The organism is Prescottella soli, from assembly GCF_040024445.1.
GTDB classification, from domain to species: Bacteria; Actinomycetota; Actinomycetes; order Mycobacteriales; family Mycobacteriaceae; genus Prescottella; species Prescottella soli.
Window position 1 is genome coordinate 2,759,335 of sequence record NZ_CP157276.1, and the last position, 16,899, is coordinate 2,776,233.

Genomic DNA, 16,899 nt, shown 5'->3' on the forward strand with positions numbered 1-16,899 from the left:
TGAACGGTCCCTTCAGCTTCGGAGCAGGGTCAGAACGGGAGCAAGTGGTGCTTGCGCGGGTTCTTGAACACCTTCTTGTCGCGGAGCAGGGTGAGTGCCTTGCGGATCTCGAGGCGGGTGGTCGACGGCTCGATGACGGCGTCGATGTAGCCGCGCTCGGCCGCGATGTACGGCGTCGCGACGTGCTCGTTGTAGAAGTTGATGAGCTGCGCGCGGACAGCGGGGGCGTTCTCGCCGGCGGCCTCGAGCTGCCTGCGACCGATGAGGTTGACCGCACCCTCGGCACCCATGACGGCGATGCGCGCGGTGGGCCACGCAAGATTGACGTCGGCGCCGAGCTGCTTGGAGCCCATCACCGCGTACGCTCCGCCGTACGCCTTGCGCACCACGACGGTGACCTTGGGGACGGTCGCCTCGACGTACGCGAACAGGAAGCGGCCGCCGCGCTTGATGACGCCGACCTTCTCCTGCTCCACACCGACCAGGAACCCGGGGGTGTCGACGACGAACACGAGCGGAATGTCGTACGCGTTGCAGACCCGTACGAAGTGCGCGCCCTTGTCCGACGCCGCGGCGTCGAGCGCGCCCGACAGCTGCATCGGCTGGTTCGCGACGACGCCGACCGGGCGGCCGTCGACCCGCGCGAAGCCGGTGATGAGGTTCTGCGCAGACTGGCTACGAACCTCGAGGAACTCGCCGTCGTCGAAGATCTTGATGAGGATGTCGTGCATGTCGTAGCCGGCATTGTCGGCGTCGGGCATGAACGCGTCGAGCGACAGGTCGTCCTCGGTGATCTCCGGCTCGAGACCCGGGTTGATGATCGGGGGCTTCTCGGTGCAGCTCGACGGCATGTAGCTCAGGTACTGGCGTGCGTACTCGAACGCGGCCTTCTCGTCGGCCGCGACGTGGTGCACGTTGCCGTACTCGGCCTGGTTGCGGGCGCCGCCCAGCTCGTCGAGGCTGACGTCCTCGCCGGTCACGGACTTGATGACGTCCGGGCCGGTGACGAACATGTACGACTCTTCGGTCGCGATCACGATGTCGGTGTTGATCGGGGCGTAGACGGCACCGCCGGCGCACTTGCCGAGGATGATCGAGATCTGCGGGCACATGCCCGACAGCGGCTCCTGGCGGCGACCCATCTCGGCGTACCACGCGAGCGACGTCACGGCGTCCTGGATCCGCGCGCCCGCGGACTCGTTGATGCCGACGACCGGGCAGCCGATCTTGATGGCGAAGTCGTTGACGGCGGCGACCTTCCGGCCGAAGATCTCGCCGGCCGCACCGCCGAAGACGGTCTGGTCGTGCGCGAACACCGCGACCGGACGACCGTCGACCATGCCGTGACCGGTGACGACACCGTCACCGTACGGACTGGACGGATCACCGGGCTGACGCGCCAACTGTCCCATCTCGACGAAGGTGCCCGGGTCGAGCAGCATGTCGATCCGCTCACGCGGCGTCGGCAGGCCCTTGTCCTTGCGCTTCTGGATCGCTTTCGGGTTACCCGGGGCCTTCGATAGCTCGAGCTTTTCGTGCAGTTCCGCAAGCTTTTCTGCGGTGGTGGTGCTCACTCAGTTGCTCCGCTTCTCGATCTCGGACAGCTTGTTCGACAGGTCCGCGCCGACCTTGGAGATGTAGGGCTCGTCGACGATCTGGATGTGGTCGCCGCCGATGTAGACGACCTCCAGCTTCTTCGCCGCCTCTCCCCAGCCGCCGTCGGGCTGACGCGTTCCGAACGAGGGCTCGAGGTTGATCGCGTCGTCGTGGTACTTGTCCGCCATGTACAGCACGACGTCGCCGTCGTACTGCTGCAGGTCCGCCGTCTGGATGGCCCGGTTGTCGAGCCACGACGTGCGCTGATGCTCGATGATGCCGCCGGGGATCTTGGCGCCGCTCAGCTTGAGCAGGTCCATGAGGATCCCGATCTGCTCCTCGTCGCTGCCGGCCTCCGCCAGGCGGTCGAACGGCAGCGGCGCGTCGACGCCGTATGTCTTCTTGGCGAACGCCGCGTAGCGCTGCCAGCGGGCCCGGATCTCGTCCGGGGTGTCCTCGACCTTCTCGCCGGCCATGACGGTGTCGATCAGGCCGACGATCCGGACGTCGGCGCCCTGCTCGCGCAGCTGACGGGCCACCGCGTAGGCGAGGACGCCGCCGAGGGACCAGCCGGCCAGCACGTACGGGCCGTCGCCCTGGATCTCGCGCAGCAGCGGCACGTAGGTCGCGGCGCGCTCGTCGATCGGGCCCTCGACCCGCTCGAGCCCGTACATCGGGGTGTGCGCGGGCAGACGCTTGAGCAGCGGCTCGTACGCCACCGTCGACCCACCCGCCGGATGGAACACGAACACCGGCACCGCATCCGAACCCTCGGACCGCGGACGCAACGTCCGCACCAGACCGTCGATCTTCAGACCGTCCTCGAGATGCTGACGCACCGTCTCCGCCAACTGCTCGACCGTCTCCGCGTCCAGCACGTCGTCCACGGTGATCTCGCCGCCGGCCCGCTCCGTCAACCGCGCCGCCATCTTCTCGGCGGTCTCGTCGTCGAGGATCGGCAGCGTCGCGAAGATGCTCTTCGCCGACTTGCCCGTCACCACGGCCCACGTCGCGAACGTCAGACGCTCGGCCGCATCACGCGGCGGCACGTCCACCTCGCCGGACTCGGCGGGAGCCTCGTCGACCGGCTCGGCGACGGGCGGAGCGGCGGCCGCGACGGTCTCCCCCGCGTCCTTCTCCGCCTGCTGCTGCGCGGCCATCGCCGCGATCTCCTCGCGGTTCTCGACCGCGTAGCGCAGGTACTTCGCGACGTCGTGCATGCTCGCGTCCTTCACCGCCGCCAGCTGCAGCTGCGGGATGTCGAACTCGTACTCGACGCGGTTCTTGATGCGGACCGCCATCAGCGAGTCCAGACCCAGCTCGACCAGCGGGATCTCGCCCGGCAGGTCCTCCGGCGCGTATCCCATCGACTCCGCGACGATGATCGTCAGCCGGTCCTCGAGGGTCTGCGAACTCTGCGGATCCCAGCGGTCACCGAAGCTCTCGGCGGGCTCGTCCGACACCTCGTCCGACACCGTCGGCTTCGCGGCGACGACGGCGACCACCGGCTCGGGCAGCGCCTCACCCGACGACACGACGGCGTCGAGCAGCAGCGCGAACGAGCCACCGGCCTTCCCGTGCACCTGCACGGACGCACCACCGAGGTGCGGGACCAGCGTTGTGGTGAGGGTTCCGGCCGACGGCACCTCGCCGTGCGCGACGGCACCGGTGAGCGCGACGTCCGCGAACAGCTGCGACGCGGCCGCGGTCGCGAGGGCGTTCAGATCGGTGACGGCGGACGCCTCCACCTCCCACGCGTGGCGGCCGTCCGGCAGCGCCACGTGCGCACCCGGGACCCGGGTGTTGCCCGACGACGACACTCGCGCGTCGATCCAGTGCCGCTTGCGCAGGAACGCGGTGCGCGGCAGTTCGGCGTAGGCGCCGGCGGGCAGCAGCGACGGCAGGTCGACGGCGTGGCCGTGGACGTACAGCTGCGCGAGCGCGGTCAGCACACCGAGCGGCTCGTCCTCCTTGCGCTTGAGCGTCTGGATCAGCTGCGTGTCGGCGACACCGGCGGCCCACGCGGTGGCCGCGACGGACATCAGCGTCACCGGGTTGGGCGCGAGCTCGACGAACGTGGTGTGTCCGGCGTCGACGGCGTGCTTCACGGCGTTGGTGAAGTACACGCTGTGCCGCAGGCCCTTGGTCCAGTACTCGACCGGGTGGATCGGCGCGTGCCCGGCCGGGTAGAACGCGTCCTGGTCGACCGACGAGTACTGACCGATCTTCAGCTTGTGCGGCTCGATGCCGGCCAGCTCGGCGGCGAGCTCGCCGAGCAGCGGGTCCACCTGCGACGTGTGGCTGGCGCCCTTGGTCTGCAGGACGCGGGCGAGCTTCTCCTCCGCCTCGGCGCGCGCGACGATCGCGTTCACCTCGGGCTCGGGACCGCCGATCACGGTGTGGGTGGGGGCCGCGTAGACGCACACCTCGAGGTGCGGGAAGTCCGGCAGCACCTGCTCGATCTCGGCGGCGCTGTACTCGACGAGGGCCATCAGGCGGATGTCGTCACCCTCGAGCAGGCCCTCGGCCTCGCCCATCAGGCGCGACCGCGAGCAGATGACGCGGACAGCGTCCTCGAGCGACAGGCCGCCCGAGACGTACGCGGCGGCGGCCTCACCCATCGAGTGCCCGACCAGCGCGGACGCGTCGGCGCCGTGGTGGCGCAGCGTCTTCGCGAGCGCGACCTGGATCGTGAAGATGCCGACCTGCGACGTCTCGACGTCGTAGTCGAGCGAGTCGTCGAGGAACTTCTCCCGCATGGAGTAGCCGGCCTCGTCCTCGATCAGCACGTCGACCTCGTCGACGGCCGCGCGGAACACCGAGTTCTCGATGTACAGCTGCTTGGCCATCTTGCGGTGCTGCGAGCCGTAACCCGAGAACACCCAGACCGGGCCCTTGGCGGCGGGCGCGTCCGCGGTCAGCACACCCGGGGCGGGCTTGCCGGCCGCGACGGCGCGCAGGCCGGTGACGGCCTCGGCGTGATTCTTCGCGATGACCACGGCCCGGGAACGGCCGTGGTTGCGCTTGGCGAGGGTGCGCGCGACGTCGGCGAGCGGCGTGCGGCTTCCCTCCTCGGTCTCGAACCAGTTGGCCAGGTCCTCGGCGGCGCGGCGACGGCGCGACGGCATCGACGCCGACACCGCCAGCAGGACCGCGGTCTCCGCGACCTCGACGGCGTCCGATGCTTCGTCGAGCCCGACGGACTCGGCAGCCTCGGCGAGCATCCGCTCGGCCTCGGCCTCGATCGTGGTGTTCTCGTTGTCGAGGTCGACCGGCTCCGTGACGACGTCGTCGGTCTTCGCGGGACCCGTGTACTCACGCACCACGACGTGCGCGTTGGTGCCGCCGAAGCCGAAGCCGGACACGCCCGCGACGGCCGTGCCGGTGTAGCGCGGCCACGCCGTCGCCTCCGGGATGACCTGCAGGTGCGCCTTGTCGAACTGGATGTACGGGTTGGGGCCCGCGTAGTTGAGCGACGCCGGGATGACGTCCTCCTGCATCGCGAGCACGACCTTGATCAGGCCCGCGGCGCCCGCGGCGGCCTCGAGGTGACCGAAGTTGGTCTTGGCCGAGCCCAGCAGCGCCGGCTTGTCGTCGTCGCGTCCACGGCCGACGACACGACCGAGGGCGTCCGCCTCGATGGGGTCGCCGAGGATCGTGCCGGTGCCGTGCGCCTCGATGTAGTCGACGCCGGACGGCGCGATACCCGCGTCGTGGTAGGCGTGGCGGAGGCAGTCGGCCTGCGCGTCCGGGTTGGGCGCGAGCAGACCGTTGGAGCGGCCGTCCTGGTTGACGGCGGTACCGGCGATGACCGCGAGGATCGAGTCGCCGTCACGCTCGGCGTCCTCGAGACGCTTGAGCACGACGATGCCGCCGCCCTCGGCGCGGACGATGCCGCTCGCGTCGGACGAGAACGCCTTGATCTTGCCGTCCTCGGTGAGGATGCCGCCCTCGTCGAAGCCGAGCGTCGCGGGCGGGGCGAGCAGCATGTTCACGCCGCCGGCGAGCGCGATCTCCGACTCGCCCGAACGCAGGCTGCGCACCGCCTGGTGCACCGCGACCAGCGACGACGAGCATGCCGTGTCGAGCGCGATCGACGGGCCGCGGAAGTCGTAGAAGTACGAGACACGGTTCGCGACGATGGCCGTCGACGTACCGGTCAGCGCGTACGGGTGCGCCGACGCCGGATCGCTCACCGCGAGCAGCTGGTAGTCGTTGGCCGACGAGCCGAGGAACACGCCGACCTCGCGGCCCTTGAGCTGGTTCGCCGGGATGTGCGCGTGCTCGAGCGCCTCCCACGTGAGCTCGAGCGCCAGCCGCTGCTGCGGGTCCACGTTCTGGACCTCGAGCGGCGACATCGCGAAGAACTCCGCGTCGAAGGTCTGCACGTCGTCGAGGTAGCCGCCCTTGGTGGCGGCCTTCTCGACGGCCGCCGCCACGTACGGGTCGGCGGTGAACTCGGTCCAGCGGCCGTCGGGCAGCTCGGTGACCGCGTCGCGGCCCTCGATCAGCAGCTTCCACATCTCCTGCGGGGTCTGCCCGCAGCCCGGGAAGCGGGTGGACAGACCCACGATCGCGATGTCGTGGGACTGCCCGGCCGGGAAGCCGCCGCGGTAGTACGCGCCGTCGTCGGCGTCCTCCGGTACGTCCGGCTCACCCTCGATGATGCGCGTGGCCAACGAGGCGATGGTCGGATTCTGGTACACGATCGTGGCCGAGAGCGTGACACCCACGAGGTCCTCGATCTCACCCGACAGCGCGACGGCGTCCCGGGAGGACAGGCCGAACTCCTCCATCGGTCGATCGTCGGATATCGCCGAGACCGGTTGCCCGGTGGCCTCCGCGATCCAGTTGCGCAGCCATTCGCGCAGCTGCGCGACCGTCATCTCGTGTTCAGCCATCAAATCACCAAGCAATCGGTCAGGTAAGGACTAGTCGGAAATGCTGTCGGGGAACGCCATCTGGACGTGACCGCCGCGCAGCGTGCCCTCGACGTACGCCGCCTTGCAGGCGCGGCGCGCCAGCTTTCCGCTGGACGTACGCGGAATCGAGCCGGCCGGGACCAACAGCACGTCGCGCGCGGTGACGCCGTGACGCGACGAGATGGCAGCGCGAACGGTGTCCGCGATGGGCTGCGGATCCGCCTTGCCAGCGCCCGGAGCACGCTCCGCGACGATGACCAACTGCTCGGACGCATCGTCCTGGTCGAAAGCCAGTCCCGAGTGCGAGTTCTCGAACACCTGAGCCGGCAGCTGGTTGGCCGGCACCGCGAACGCGGCGACGAAGCCGGGGCGCAGCGCGGCGCTGGCCTCCTGAGCCGAGTACTCGAGGTCCTGCGGGTAGTGGTTGCGTCCGTCGACGATCACCAGGTCCTTGACGCGGCCGGTGATGTACAGCTCGCCGTCCACGTAGACGCCGTAGTCGCCGGTGCGCAGCCAGTTGGCGTCGTCGGCGGCGCCGTCGGCGTGCGAGCCCGCGGGCAGCCGCTCGAGCAGCTTGTTGTGGAAGGTCTCCGCGGTCTCCCGCTCACGACCCCAGTAGCCCTGGCCGATGTTGTCGCCGTGCAGCCAGATCTCGCCGACATGCCCCTCGGGGCGCTCCGACGCGGTGTCGGGGTCGACGATGGCAGCCCACTGGCTACGCGAGACCTCGCCGCAGGCGACCTGCGCGACCGCACCGGGCGCGTCCTGGTCGACCTGGACCATGCGGCCGGCGTTGAGCTCGTCGCGGTCGACGTAGATGACCTTGGCTTCCTCGGCCGGATGGGTCGTGGACACGAACAGCGTGGCCTCGGCCATGCCGTACGACGGCTTGATCGCGGTCTTGGGCAGACCGTAGGGCGCGAACGCCTCGTTGAACTTGCGCATCGACGACACGGTCACCGGCTCGCTGCCGTTGATCAGGCCGATGACGTTGCTCAGGTCGAGGTGCTCGCCCTCCTTGGGCAGGCCCCGGACGGCGGCGTGCTCGAACGCGAAGTTCGGTGCCGCCGCATAGGTGCCGGCGCCGTCGGCGACCGCGGCAAGTTCCTTGATCCAGCGGTGCGGACGCGCCACGAACGCGCGGGGGCTCATGATCGTGATGTACTGGCCGCCCAGCGCGGGCAGGATCACCGTCAGCAGGCCCATGTCGTGGTACAGCGGCAGCCAGGTGACGCCGCGCGAGTGCTCGCTCAGACCGATGGAGTCGACCATCTGCAGCACGTTGGTGGCGACGCCGCGGTGCGTGATCTCGACGCCCGCCGGGGTGCGGGTGGAGCCGGACGTGTACTGCAGGTACGCGATGTCGTCGAGGCCGACCTCGGGACGGACCCAGGTCTCTCCGACGCTGTCCGGGATCGCGTCCACGGCAATGATCCGGGGACGCTTCGCGGCGGGCAGCGAGCGGAAGAACTGACGCACTCCAGCGGCGGACGACGTCGCGGTCAGGATCGCGGCCGGCTCGCAGTCGCCGAGGACCGCGTGGAGGCGGTCGGTGTGACCGGGCTCGTCCGGATCGAACAGCGGGACGGCGATCCGTCCGGCGTGGATGGCCGCGAAGAAGGACGTGACGTAGTCCAGGCCCTGCGGCGCGAGGATCGCGACGCGGTCACCGGGCTGGGTCACCTGCTGCAGGCGCGCCGCGACGGCACGAAGACGCAGACCGAACTGACCCCACGTCAGCTCGTGAGCCTCACCGTCGCGCTCACGCGAGTAGTCGATGTAGCGGTACACCAGCTCGCTTGCGTTGTTGCGCGTGTGGTCGTCGACATAGTCGACCAACGTGTGACCCGGCGTGAGCCGAATCTGGCCCTGTTCGTCGAGGTAGTCGTCGAACATTGCGTTCATTCCTTCTCCTGTCGAAGCGATCACACAACCATCAACGGACATGGTTGCGCCCCAGACTTCCTTCGCCGCGCGGATTCATTTGCATTGTCACTACTTCGTCGGTTCTGCCTGCTGGTTTTCGCTGGTCGTCGCTACAGTCCCTAGTTGTAGCGACTTGCAACCATCTGGACGCAGACGACACACCTACGAGTCAGTCCATCGGCTCGAAACCAGCAACATGTTACAGATGTGCATCGGCTCACTCGCCTCGGAGCAACGGGATCACCGGCGCGAAAGCTTCCAGCTGAGTCGGGAATACGCCCACATATGACATCGACGTCTTCTCCCGTACGTTACGGATCTGGTCGGCAATCTCCTGGTAGGTGCCGATTGCCAGGTACGGCGAGTTCAAGATCTCCTCGACCGACAGTGTGACGTCCGCCTCGATGTTCGGCGGGAAGCCCTGGTCGATTGCGGCCAGCGCCATCTCAGCTGCCTGCTCACGGTCGTCGGTGACCATGATCGCCGTGATGGTCCAGTTGAGCTCGATGTCGTCGAAGCGATCGCCCGCGGCCTCGCGGATCCGCTCGACGCGCGCGATCGTCTGCTCCATCGTGATGCCAGACAGCTTCAGCCGGCCGTCGGAGCTGGTCGGGGTGGCCACCGAGATGATGTCGGCGTACTTGGCCGCCAGCGCGAGCATCTTGGGACCGCCGCCGCCGACCGCGATCGGCGGGCGAGGCCCCTGCCGCGGGCGGGGGCTGCCCTTGAGGCCGCTGATCTTGTAGAACTCGCCCTCGAAGTTGCACTCCTGGCCACGCAGCAGCGTGTCCAGGATCTGGAGCGACTCCTCGAGCTTCGCAATTCGGACACCGGGTCGCTCGTACTCGATGCCGCCCTTGTCGAACTCTTCCTTCATCCAGCCTGCGCCGATGCCCAGTTCGAGCCGGCCGCCCGACAGGACGTCGATGGTCGCGGCGTCCTTCGCGAGGACTGCGGGGTGCCGGAATCCGTTCGCGAGCACGGCCGTACCCAGGCGGATCTTGTCGGTCGCGATCGCGAGTGCGCCGAGCGCCGCGATGGGCCCGACCTGGTTGCCCAGGTGATCGGGAATCATGAAGCTGTCGTAGCCGAGTTCCTCGGCCTTCTGTGCGAGCTTGACGAATCGACGGGCACCGCCCTCCTCGGCGTTACCCTCGCCACCGGCCGCGAACCGGAACTTACGCGGCGCCTGGACGCCAGAGCTGACGCCCGAGCCGTCGGTGGAACTCATCAAAGCCTTCTTCCTCATTCACGCATGCAGGCAGGGCGGCACCCCACGGGCACCAACCCATCAGCATAGGGACCCACCCCCGCGACCCGTGCTCGGGTCGCGAGGTGGGACACTACCGCCCGCAGACGAGTCAGGGAGGCGCTTCGCGCAGACTCGGGCGAGACTCGCTACTCGTGCGCCGGTGAGGGCGCCGAATCGACCTTCTCCGTGGCCCAGTTCGTGATCCACTGGGTCGCGGTTGTCCCGTTTCCGTCGACGACGAACGAGTTGTATTGCGCGTGAACCGGATTGTTGTAGTACTCGGTGAGCCGGGACGCGCTGCTGAGCCAGTTCCCGACCTTGAGCGCGTCCGCGGGGGCGTCGCAAATGCCGTCGGTGGGTGCGCAGATCTGCACCGCCCGATCGCCGAGTGCCCCGAACCCTCCGGGGCGTGCACCGGTCATGGTGATGCCCGGAATCTTCAGTCCCGCAAGGGACAGCTCGGCGCCGACGCCGGCTACCGACGGACCGACGGTCGGCGCTGCCACCGGATCCCGCCGGCCGTCGGCGATCAGACCCACGCCCAACACCAGATCCGGCGACACCGGGCCGTCGCCGGCGCCGATGCGCGCCGCGACGTCACCCGCGATGACCGCACCCTGTGAGAAACCGGTCAGCAGGTACGTCGTCAGCGGGCACTCGGCGTGCCGCCGCTCGATGACGTCGATCGTCGCCGCGGTCCCGGCGGCGCGGGAGTTGTTGTACGACTCCTGACCGTCCGGCGGAAGCGCGATCGGATTGGAGAACTGCGCCACGTACGGAACCGTGTAGACGTCGGCCCGCTGAGGCGAGAACGACTGCTGCAGAGGCCGTGTGACATTGAGCATGAGCGACGCCGGGTTCGCCGTCGGGTTGTGCGGGTCGTCGGCGGCGCTGGACTCCCACGTCCCGGGCACCGAGATGACCTGGACGTCCGGGCAGTCCGCCGGCTGTGCACTCGGCGGCGTCGGCCCCGGCGGCGTCGGGGGCGCCGGCGTGGGCACCCGCCCCGCCAGGACGTACCAGATCGCCAGCAGGACCAGGAGCAGCACCAGGACCGCCGCCACGACAGCGACGATCCCGAAGCGCCTACGCCCCCGGTTGTTTCCGGACTTCCGCGTTCCGCGGCTGCTCACACTCATCTGCCGCTACTTGCAGTACTCGGCCTGCGCGACACGGATGTAGACCTCGGCGTTCTTCCCGGCCTGCTCCGCGGTCAGCTCCTGGCCCGCCGCGCTCGCCTCGCTGCCGACGGCTGCGGTGACGAACGTGGTGATCTCCTGCTGCGAGCTGCCCTGCTCCTTTGCGGCGCAGATGTAGTCGGCCGTGGAGATGGCGATGACGCCGTCGGCGACGGGCGTGATGCCCTCCTTCTTCAGCCCGTCCAGGTAGGACTGCGCGCGCGGCGAGACCGGGACCTCGGTGGGGCCGGGGAAGCCGCTCGGGACCGCCTGTGGCTGCTCGGCCTGAGCGTCGGACTGGTCGCTGGTGGCCGCGGGAGCCTCCGACGCCTGCGACGCACCGCTCTTGGCGGCCGCCTTCGGGCTCGTCGTGGTGGACGCGGCGGATGTCGTCGTCGGGCTACCCTTCGCGGAGGAATCGTCGTCGCCGCAGGCGACGAGCAGGCCACCGGCCACGAGGCTCAACGCGCCCACGGCGACCGTGCGAGCCAGAGCGGAACGGGTACGGGAGAAGTGCGACATATCAGTCCTCGAGTTTGCGGTGTCGTGTCGGCGGGCGCACCCGTACCGACTCTGGGAACAGGCTACAGATGACGTGCGGGCGGTGACCGGATCGTGAGATCCGGCCACCGCCCGCACCAGGTCAACTCACGGTCAGCCGATTACGGCCTTACCGCCCTTGACGGTGATGACGCCGTGCTGGAAGTTCTGCTGCACGCCGCCGGCGATGTCGAACTGGTCGGAGATCGGGAAGCCGAGGCGGCCGTTCTCGTAGCCCGCCGACGCCCAGGCGTCGAAGACCGGGCCGTTCTTCACGGACCACGCACCGGAGGCCGGGCTCCAGTAGATGTTGCCGTTCTGGAAGCGGTTGAAGCGGCCGCCGTCCTTGATGACGTTCTCGCTGGTCGCCGGGAAGCCGAGCCAGCCGTTCTCGTAACCCAGTTCGGAGTACTTCTTCATGATCAGACCTTGCACAGCGTTGGTGCCGGTCTGCGGGTTCCAGTACATGGCCCCGATTTCGAAGCTCTGGACCAGCCCCTCCTTGCCCGGGGTCTTGATCTGGTCGGCGGTCGGGTATCCGAGCGGACCGCGTTCCCAGCCCTGCTTGGCCCACTCGTCCCTGATGGGACCGCTCACGGCGTGTGCACCGGTCTGCGGCGTCCAGTAGATCGAGCCTTTCTGGAAGTGGTTGAGGCGGCCACGGCCGTCATTGAGTGCGATCTCGTCGGTGGTCGGCATTCCGAGGACGCCGGCCGGTCCACCCGCAGCCTGGTAGGCGCCGCCGATACGACCCGCGACCGGGTGGGTGCCGTCGCCCGAGCTGAAGATTCGCCCATGGCGGAAGTCCTGCGCGGTTCCGCCCGCCACCGAGTACTGACCGGTGAGGCAGTCGCCGATCCAGTTGTTGCCGTTGGCCACCGGCGCGAAGGCACCGGACGGGCTGCAGGCCGGCTTGTCGACCTCGACACCGAGTGCGCCCGCGAGCTGCGGCCACAGCTGGTGCAGCTCGAACTCCCAGTACGGCCACGAATGGGTGCCCGACGGACGGTAGTTCACGGTCGCCGGGATGTTCAGCTTCCGCAGCTTGGTGGTGAACGTCTGCGACGTCAGACGCGACAGGATCTCGAGACCCATGCCGGCGTAGTTGGTGCTGATGCCCGGGATGGCCGACGGCTGATCGTACGGGCCGGTGGTGCCGCTACCGCTGGAGATGTAGAGGCTCATCCCCTTGAGCTTGTCGGCCAGCAGGTACGGATCGTGTGCCGCCCACTCGTCGTTCGTGGGGTTGCCCCACATCGCGGTGGCGTCGAATCCACCGGCATCCTGCATGGCGAACGAGATGGCCTGCGGCATACCGAGCGTGGTGGTCGTCAGGATGCCCGACAGCGAACCGGCGAACTTGAAGAAGCCCTGGTTACGCGCCGCCAGCATCATCGCGGACGTGCCGCCCATGGACAGGCCGACGACGCCACGGGTCTGGGTGCTGCGCCAGTCGTTCTCGAGGATCGGCGGGAGTTCCTTGGTGAGGAACGTCTCCCACTTGTAGTTCTGCCCGTTGTTCTGGTCCATCCAGTCGGCGTAGAAGCTGGACTGGCCGCCGACCGGCAGCACGACGTTGACGTTCTTGTCGGCGAAGAACGACTCGGCGTCGGTCTCGATGGTCCAGCCGTTCTCGTCGTCGCGCGCGCGCATGCCGTCGAGCATGTAGACGACCGGGAACTTGGCGTCGGGCTTGGCGTTCCAGTCCCGGGCCAGCAGCAGCTGAACCTGGATCGGGATGCCCATCGACGGCGAGTTGACCCACACCGCGACGCGGCGGTCGGAGAGCCAGTCGACGCGGTTTACCGATCCGACCGCGGTCTGCGTGACGGAAGGCGAGTCGGGCGTGCCGAGCGACTGCGCGACAGCAGTGCCACCCGACGTCAGGCCCGCGGCGATCGGCAGCACGAGCGCGGCCGCGGCGAAGCCGAGCGCCCGCTTGCGCCACCCACCCCCTGCTCTATCGCGGCGCTGGGGCCGCTCGAGACCTACTCGCATCGGGACAACACTCCTTCGTAGTAGCGGGGCTCCCCGGCTGACCGGAAGATCGCTTCCTTACTACACGGAACGAGCTTCGGAGTGGGTTTGCCGCGCTGTTGGGATAGTGAATTTGCGAAATCTGTATCGGCGGATCGGGTTCCGCCGAACGCGGTATGCCGCCCCCCGCGCAGGACGCGGGAGGCGGCATACCGGCTCAGCTCATGGTCTCGTCACCAGGCGTTGAGGGTGTCGAGGATCTGGCCGCGGGCCTTCCACAGCTCGGCCGACCAGTACGCCCAGGAGTGGGTGCCGTTGGCAGGGAAGCTGTAGGTGGCGGGGATCTTCAGCGACGCGAGGCGAACCTGGAAGGCGCGGGTGTTGATCAGCGAGATCGCCTCGAGACCCATCGCGTTGGCGGTGTTGTAGTAGTCGATGGCCTTGCTCGGGTGGTCGTACTGACCGGGCAGGCCGCTGGCCGCCGAGATGTACATCGACAAGCCCTCGAGCTTCGGCGCGAAGACGAACGGGTCGTTGCGCAGCCACGCCGGGCTCCACGGCGGTCCCCACATCGAGTCGACGTTGTAGCGGCCGGAGTCGAGCATCGCGACACGGATGGCCTCACGCATGCCCGGCGCGGAGATGTTCAGGTAGCCGGAGAACGAAGCGGCGAACTTGAACTGGTCGCGGTGGTAGGCGGCCAGGGTCAGCGCGGCCGAGCCACCCATCGACAGGCCGAGGACACCGTTGTTGCTGCGCGAGACACCGCGGGTCTCGAGGTACGCCGGAAGCTCCTTCGTGAGGAAGGTCTCCCACTTGTAGGTGATCTTCTGGCCGTTCAGGTTGCTGGGCGCGTACCAGTCCGTGTAGAAGCTCGACTGACCGCCGACGGGCATCACCAGGGTGAGGTTGTCGTTGCGGTACTGGTCGAGCGCGTTGGTCTCGAAGCTCCAAGCGTTGCGATCGTCGCGAGCGCGCAGTCCGTCGAGCAGGTACAGGGCGGCGTTGCCTCCGCGGGCGGCCCACTGGATCTGGACCTTGATCGGGCCCATGCTCGAGTCGACGAAGACTTCCTCGTAGCCACCGGCGGGCGCCCGATGGGCGACCGGTGCGGCCGAGGCGACCGCCGTGCCGGCGACTCCGGCTGCCATCGGCAGAACGAGCGCGACGGCGGAGATACCGAGTAGGCGCTGCTTGAGACGCTGCGACAGCCTTGGTCGAGCTAAACGCATGAACACTGCTCTCTTTCTTCATCTCCGGCGTCCGCTGGGCGGCCCCGGTGGACTCCGTCGGTGGGCAGCCACTCGTTCGCCGACGCGTACGTCGGCGGAGTTACTGCTCAAGGTCACACTGCGCGACGTGGACTGTATGCGACAGATCGAACTGTGACAAACATTCCGGTCTGGTTGCCCGGGGGTCCATTCCGGCCCACCCAGACATCGTTTCGCGCATGTTCCGCGTTACGGATCCGAGATGAAACGCGCCGTTCACCGTAATAGCAGCGAGAACTGCCGAACGCCGTGAAGAAAAGCACAGGGCCGCCGACCCCCGGAATGACTCACACAGATGTCATTCCCGGTGGTCGGCGACCCGACGACAGACTCAGCGATTACCCAGCGGCTCGGGCATCTCGAGGTCGCAGCGCTGGATCTCGTACTTCGGGACCCGGTCGAATCGATAGCCGGCGTAATCGAGGGCATTCCGCAGATTTCGCTTGAAGAGGGGCCAGTCCAACTCGGAGCTGTAGGACTCCTTCAGCTCCACCGTCTCGGGGCACGTGAGGGCCACCCGAGCCTGGGCCACCCAGTCCTCGTCGAGGTACCACGGCAGCCAGGGGTGGACCGGGACCATTCCGGTGTCGGCGACCACCCAGTCCGGGTAGAGCACCTTGTCGTGACCGATCCGACCGCCCTCGAGTCGCTCGGTATGCGCCGCAATCGGATACGCGAGACCCATCTGGTCCAGGACTTTCACGTCCAGACCGACATTCATGCTCGTCATGCCGAGGTTGAGGAAGTAGACGGTGTGCCCTGCACCGCCCTCGGGGATCGGCACGGGCGGCGGGACGACGTCCCAGTTCGTGAACGACGGCGTCGGGAGCAGCAGGCCGCCGTCCGGGGTGTCGGCGATGGCCTGGACCATCGCGCGCATCCGCGGGTAGTCGAGGTAGTCCTCGGCGAGGATGGGGTGCCGGTGGCCCGTGTTGAGCGAGTAGAACGCGCGCTCGTCGACGATGCCGGACTTCCCGACGGCCGACCCGGCGGGCATGCCGACCGTGTTCGCGGCGGCGATTGCCCACACCATCGTGGCCAGCCACGCGACCGCGGAAACCGCAAACGCGAGCGTCGCATTGTTTCGCCCCCATTCCGAACGCGGCAGAACGCGAATCGGTATGACCGAGATCGGAATGAGGAAACAGAAGAGTGCGGGGAGCAGAACACGGCCGTGCATGAAATCGCCGCCGACGCGAATCGAATAGATCGCGAGGATCAATCCACACCCGAGAATGAAGACGACAACGGCCACCGGGGAATGCAGTCGCCGCGAGTATCGCGCCCACACGCCCCCCGCGGAGTGATCCACATCACGTTCCGGACGGTCCGCGGGACGGGCGGGCTCGCGCCACCACGCCATGGCGACCGCGACCGCGAGCAGCAGGAGCGGCAGCCACAGCACGTATGGCCCCACCAGATTCCACAGGTAGGCGAATCCCTGGGACCACTTGGCGCCGCCCGCGTCCTTGGAGACAGCGGTGTTCGGGTAGGGCAGGGCGTAGTAGCCCATGCGCCAGATCTGGTACGCGACCGGAGCGAGACCCGCGGCCGCGACGATCCACGCGCGCAGCTTCCAGCCGATGGGCGCGAGGAAGACCAGCAGCAGCGCGAGGCCTCCGACGATCGCCATCTCGGGCCGGACCAGCGGTCCCAGACCGGCGACGAACGCCAGCAGTAGGACCGACCGCCACGACGGCGCGGGGTTCTGCGCCCACCGGACCAGCAGCAGCCACACCAGCGCCAGCCAGAAGATCACGAGGCAGCTCTCGAGCCCGGACGTCGCGAAGTCGCGGGCGGGAGGAACCGCGATGTACACGATCGCGCCCGCCGGGAGCAGCAGCACGACACCGCCGCGGAAGCGTGCCCGGTACAGGCGGGCGGTGCCGATCATCGCCAGGACGACCGCGGACACCGACAGCACGAGCGCGAGGCCGAGCACCACGTACTCGAGCCGGGCCTGGGTGATCCACCCGAAGGCGTAGACGAGGTACGTCCACAGCGTGCTGGTGTTGGCCTCCACCCGCTCGCCTGCGTTGAACACGGGACCGTTGCCGGCGAGCAGGTTCCGGACCGTGCGGAGCACGATCAACCCGTCGTCGGCGATCCACCGTCGTTGCCACGCACCCCACGCGAACAGGAGTGCTGTGAGCACGACACCGCCGACGAACACCGCACGGGAGATCCAGGCGCCCTGCGGGCGCGGCTCCACCGCGGGTTCGTCGGCTGTGCGTGTC

General features: G+C 68.4%; 9 protein-coding genes. All 9 read right to left on the reverse strand.

Translation table 11 applies throughout. The features are described 5' to 3' along the window. Positions 1-29: 29 nt before the first annotated feature. The 9 genes from ABI214_RS12970 to zomB all read right to left on the reverse strand — a co-directional run bounded on the left by ABI214_RS12970 (position 30) and on the right by zomB (position 16,874). Entirely contained in the window at positions 30-1,574 is a 1,545-nt protein-coding gene (locus ABI214_RS12970) for an acyl-CoA carboxylase subunit beta (RefSeq protein WP_348602954.1), read from the reverse strand. Then, entirely contained in the window at positions 1,575-6,482 is a 4,908-nt protein-coding gene (gene pks13, locus ABI214_RS12975; protein ID WP_348611593.1) for a polyketide synthase Pks13, read from the reverse strand. It abuts the gene before it with no gap. Positions 6,483-6,527: 45 nt separating this feature from the next. Further along, positions 6,528-8,423: a long-chain-fatty-acid--AMP ligase FadD32 gene (gene fadD32, locus ABI214_RS12980; RefSeq protein ID WP_348602955.1), complete on the reverse strand. Its 1,896-nt coding sequence runs from the start codon at positions 8,421-8,423 to the stop codon at positions 6,528-6,530. 238 nt (positions 8,424-8,661) lie between these two features. Next, entirely contained in the window at positions 8,662-9,675 is a 1,014-nt protein-coding gene (locus tag ABI214_RS12985; RefSeq protein ID WP_348602956.1) for an LLM class F420-dependent oxidoreductase, read from the reverse strand. A gap of 167 nt (positions 9,676-9,842) precedes the next feature. After that, entirely contained in the window at positions 9,843-10,835 is a 993-nt protein-coding gene (locus ABI214_RS12990; protein ID WP_348602957.1) for a cutinase family protein, read from the reverse strand. Between the two features lie 6 nt (positions 10,836-10,841). Next, entirely contained in the window at positions 10,842-11,396 is a 555-nt protein-coding gene (locus tag ABI214_RS12995; protein ID WP_348602958.1) for a DUF732 domain-containing protein, read from the reverse strand. A 132-nt stretch (positions 11,397-11,528) separates the two neighbouring features. Then, positions 11,529-13,412 carry an alpha/beta hydrolase-fold protein gene (locus tag ABI214_RS13000; protein WP_348602959.1) on the reverse strand — a complete coding sequence of 628 codons (1,884 nt, stop codon included), beginning with the start codon at positions 13,410-13,412 and terminating at the stop codon, positions 11,529-11,531. A gap of 212 nt (positions 13,413-13,624) precedes the next feature. Beyond that, on the reverse strand, positions 13,625-14,623 hold the full coding sequence (locus ABI214_RS13005) for an alpha/beta hydrolase (RefSeq protein ID WP_348602960.1): 999 nt from the start codon (positions 14,621-14,623) through the stop codon (positions 13,625-13,627). A gap of 370 nt (positions 14,624-14,993) precedes the next feature. After that, positions 14,994-16,874, reverse strand: coding sequence for a flagellar motor control protein ZomB (gene zomB / locus ABI214_RS13010; RefSeq protein ID WP_348602961.1), 1,881 nt, complete (start codon positions 16,872-16,874; stop codon positions 14,994-14,996). Positions 16,875-16,899: the final 25 nt, after the last annotated feature.

Coding starts and splice junctions, on each gene's coding strand:
- ABI214_RS12990 (WP_348602957.1), bottom strand. CDS start 10,835: ATGAGTGTGAGCAGCCGCGGAACGCGGAAGTCCGGAAACAACCGGGGG.
- ABI214_RS13000 (WP_348602959.1), bottom strand. CDS start 13,412: ATGCGAGTAGGTCTCGAGCGGCCCCAGCGCCGCGATAGAGCAGGGGGT.
- fadD32 (WP_348602955.1), bottom strand. CDS start 8,423: ATGAACGCAATGTTCGACGACTACCTCGACGAACAGGGCCAGATTCGG.
- ABI214_RS12995 (WP_348602958.1), bottom strand. CDS start 11,396: ATGTCGCACTTCTCCCGTACCCGTTCCGCTCTGGCTCGCACGGTCGCC.
- pks13 (WP_348611593.1), bottom strand. CDS start 6,482: ATGACGGTCGCGCAGCTGCGCGAATGGCTGCGCAACTGGATCGCGGAG.
- ABI214_RS13005 (WP_348602960.1), bottom strand. CDS start 14,623: ATGCGTTTAGCTCGACCAAGGCTGTCGCAGCGTCTCAAGCAGCGCCTA.
- ABI214_RS12985 (WP_348602956.1), bottom strand. CDS start 9,675: ATGAGTTCCACCGACGGCTCGGGCGTCAGCTCTGGCGTCCAGGCGCCG.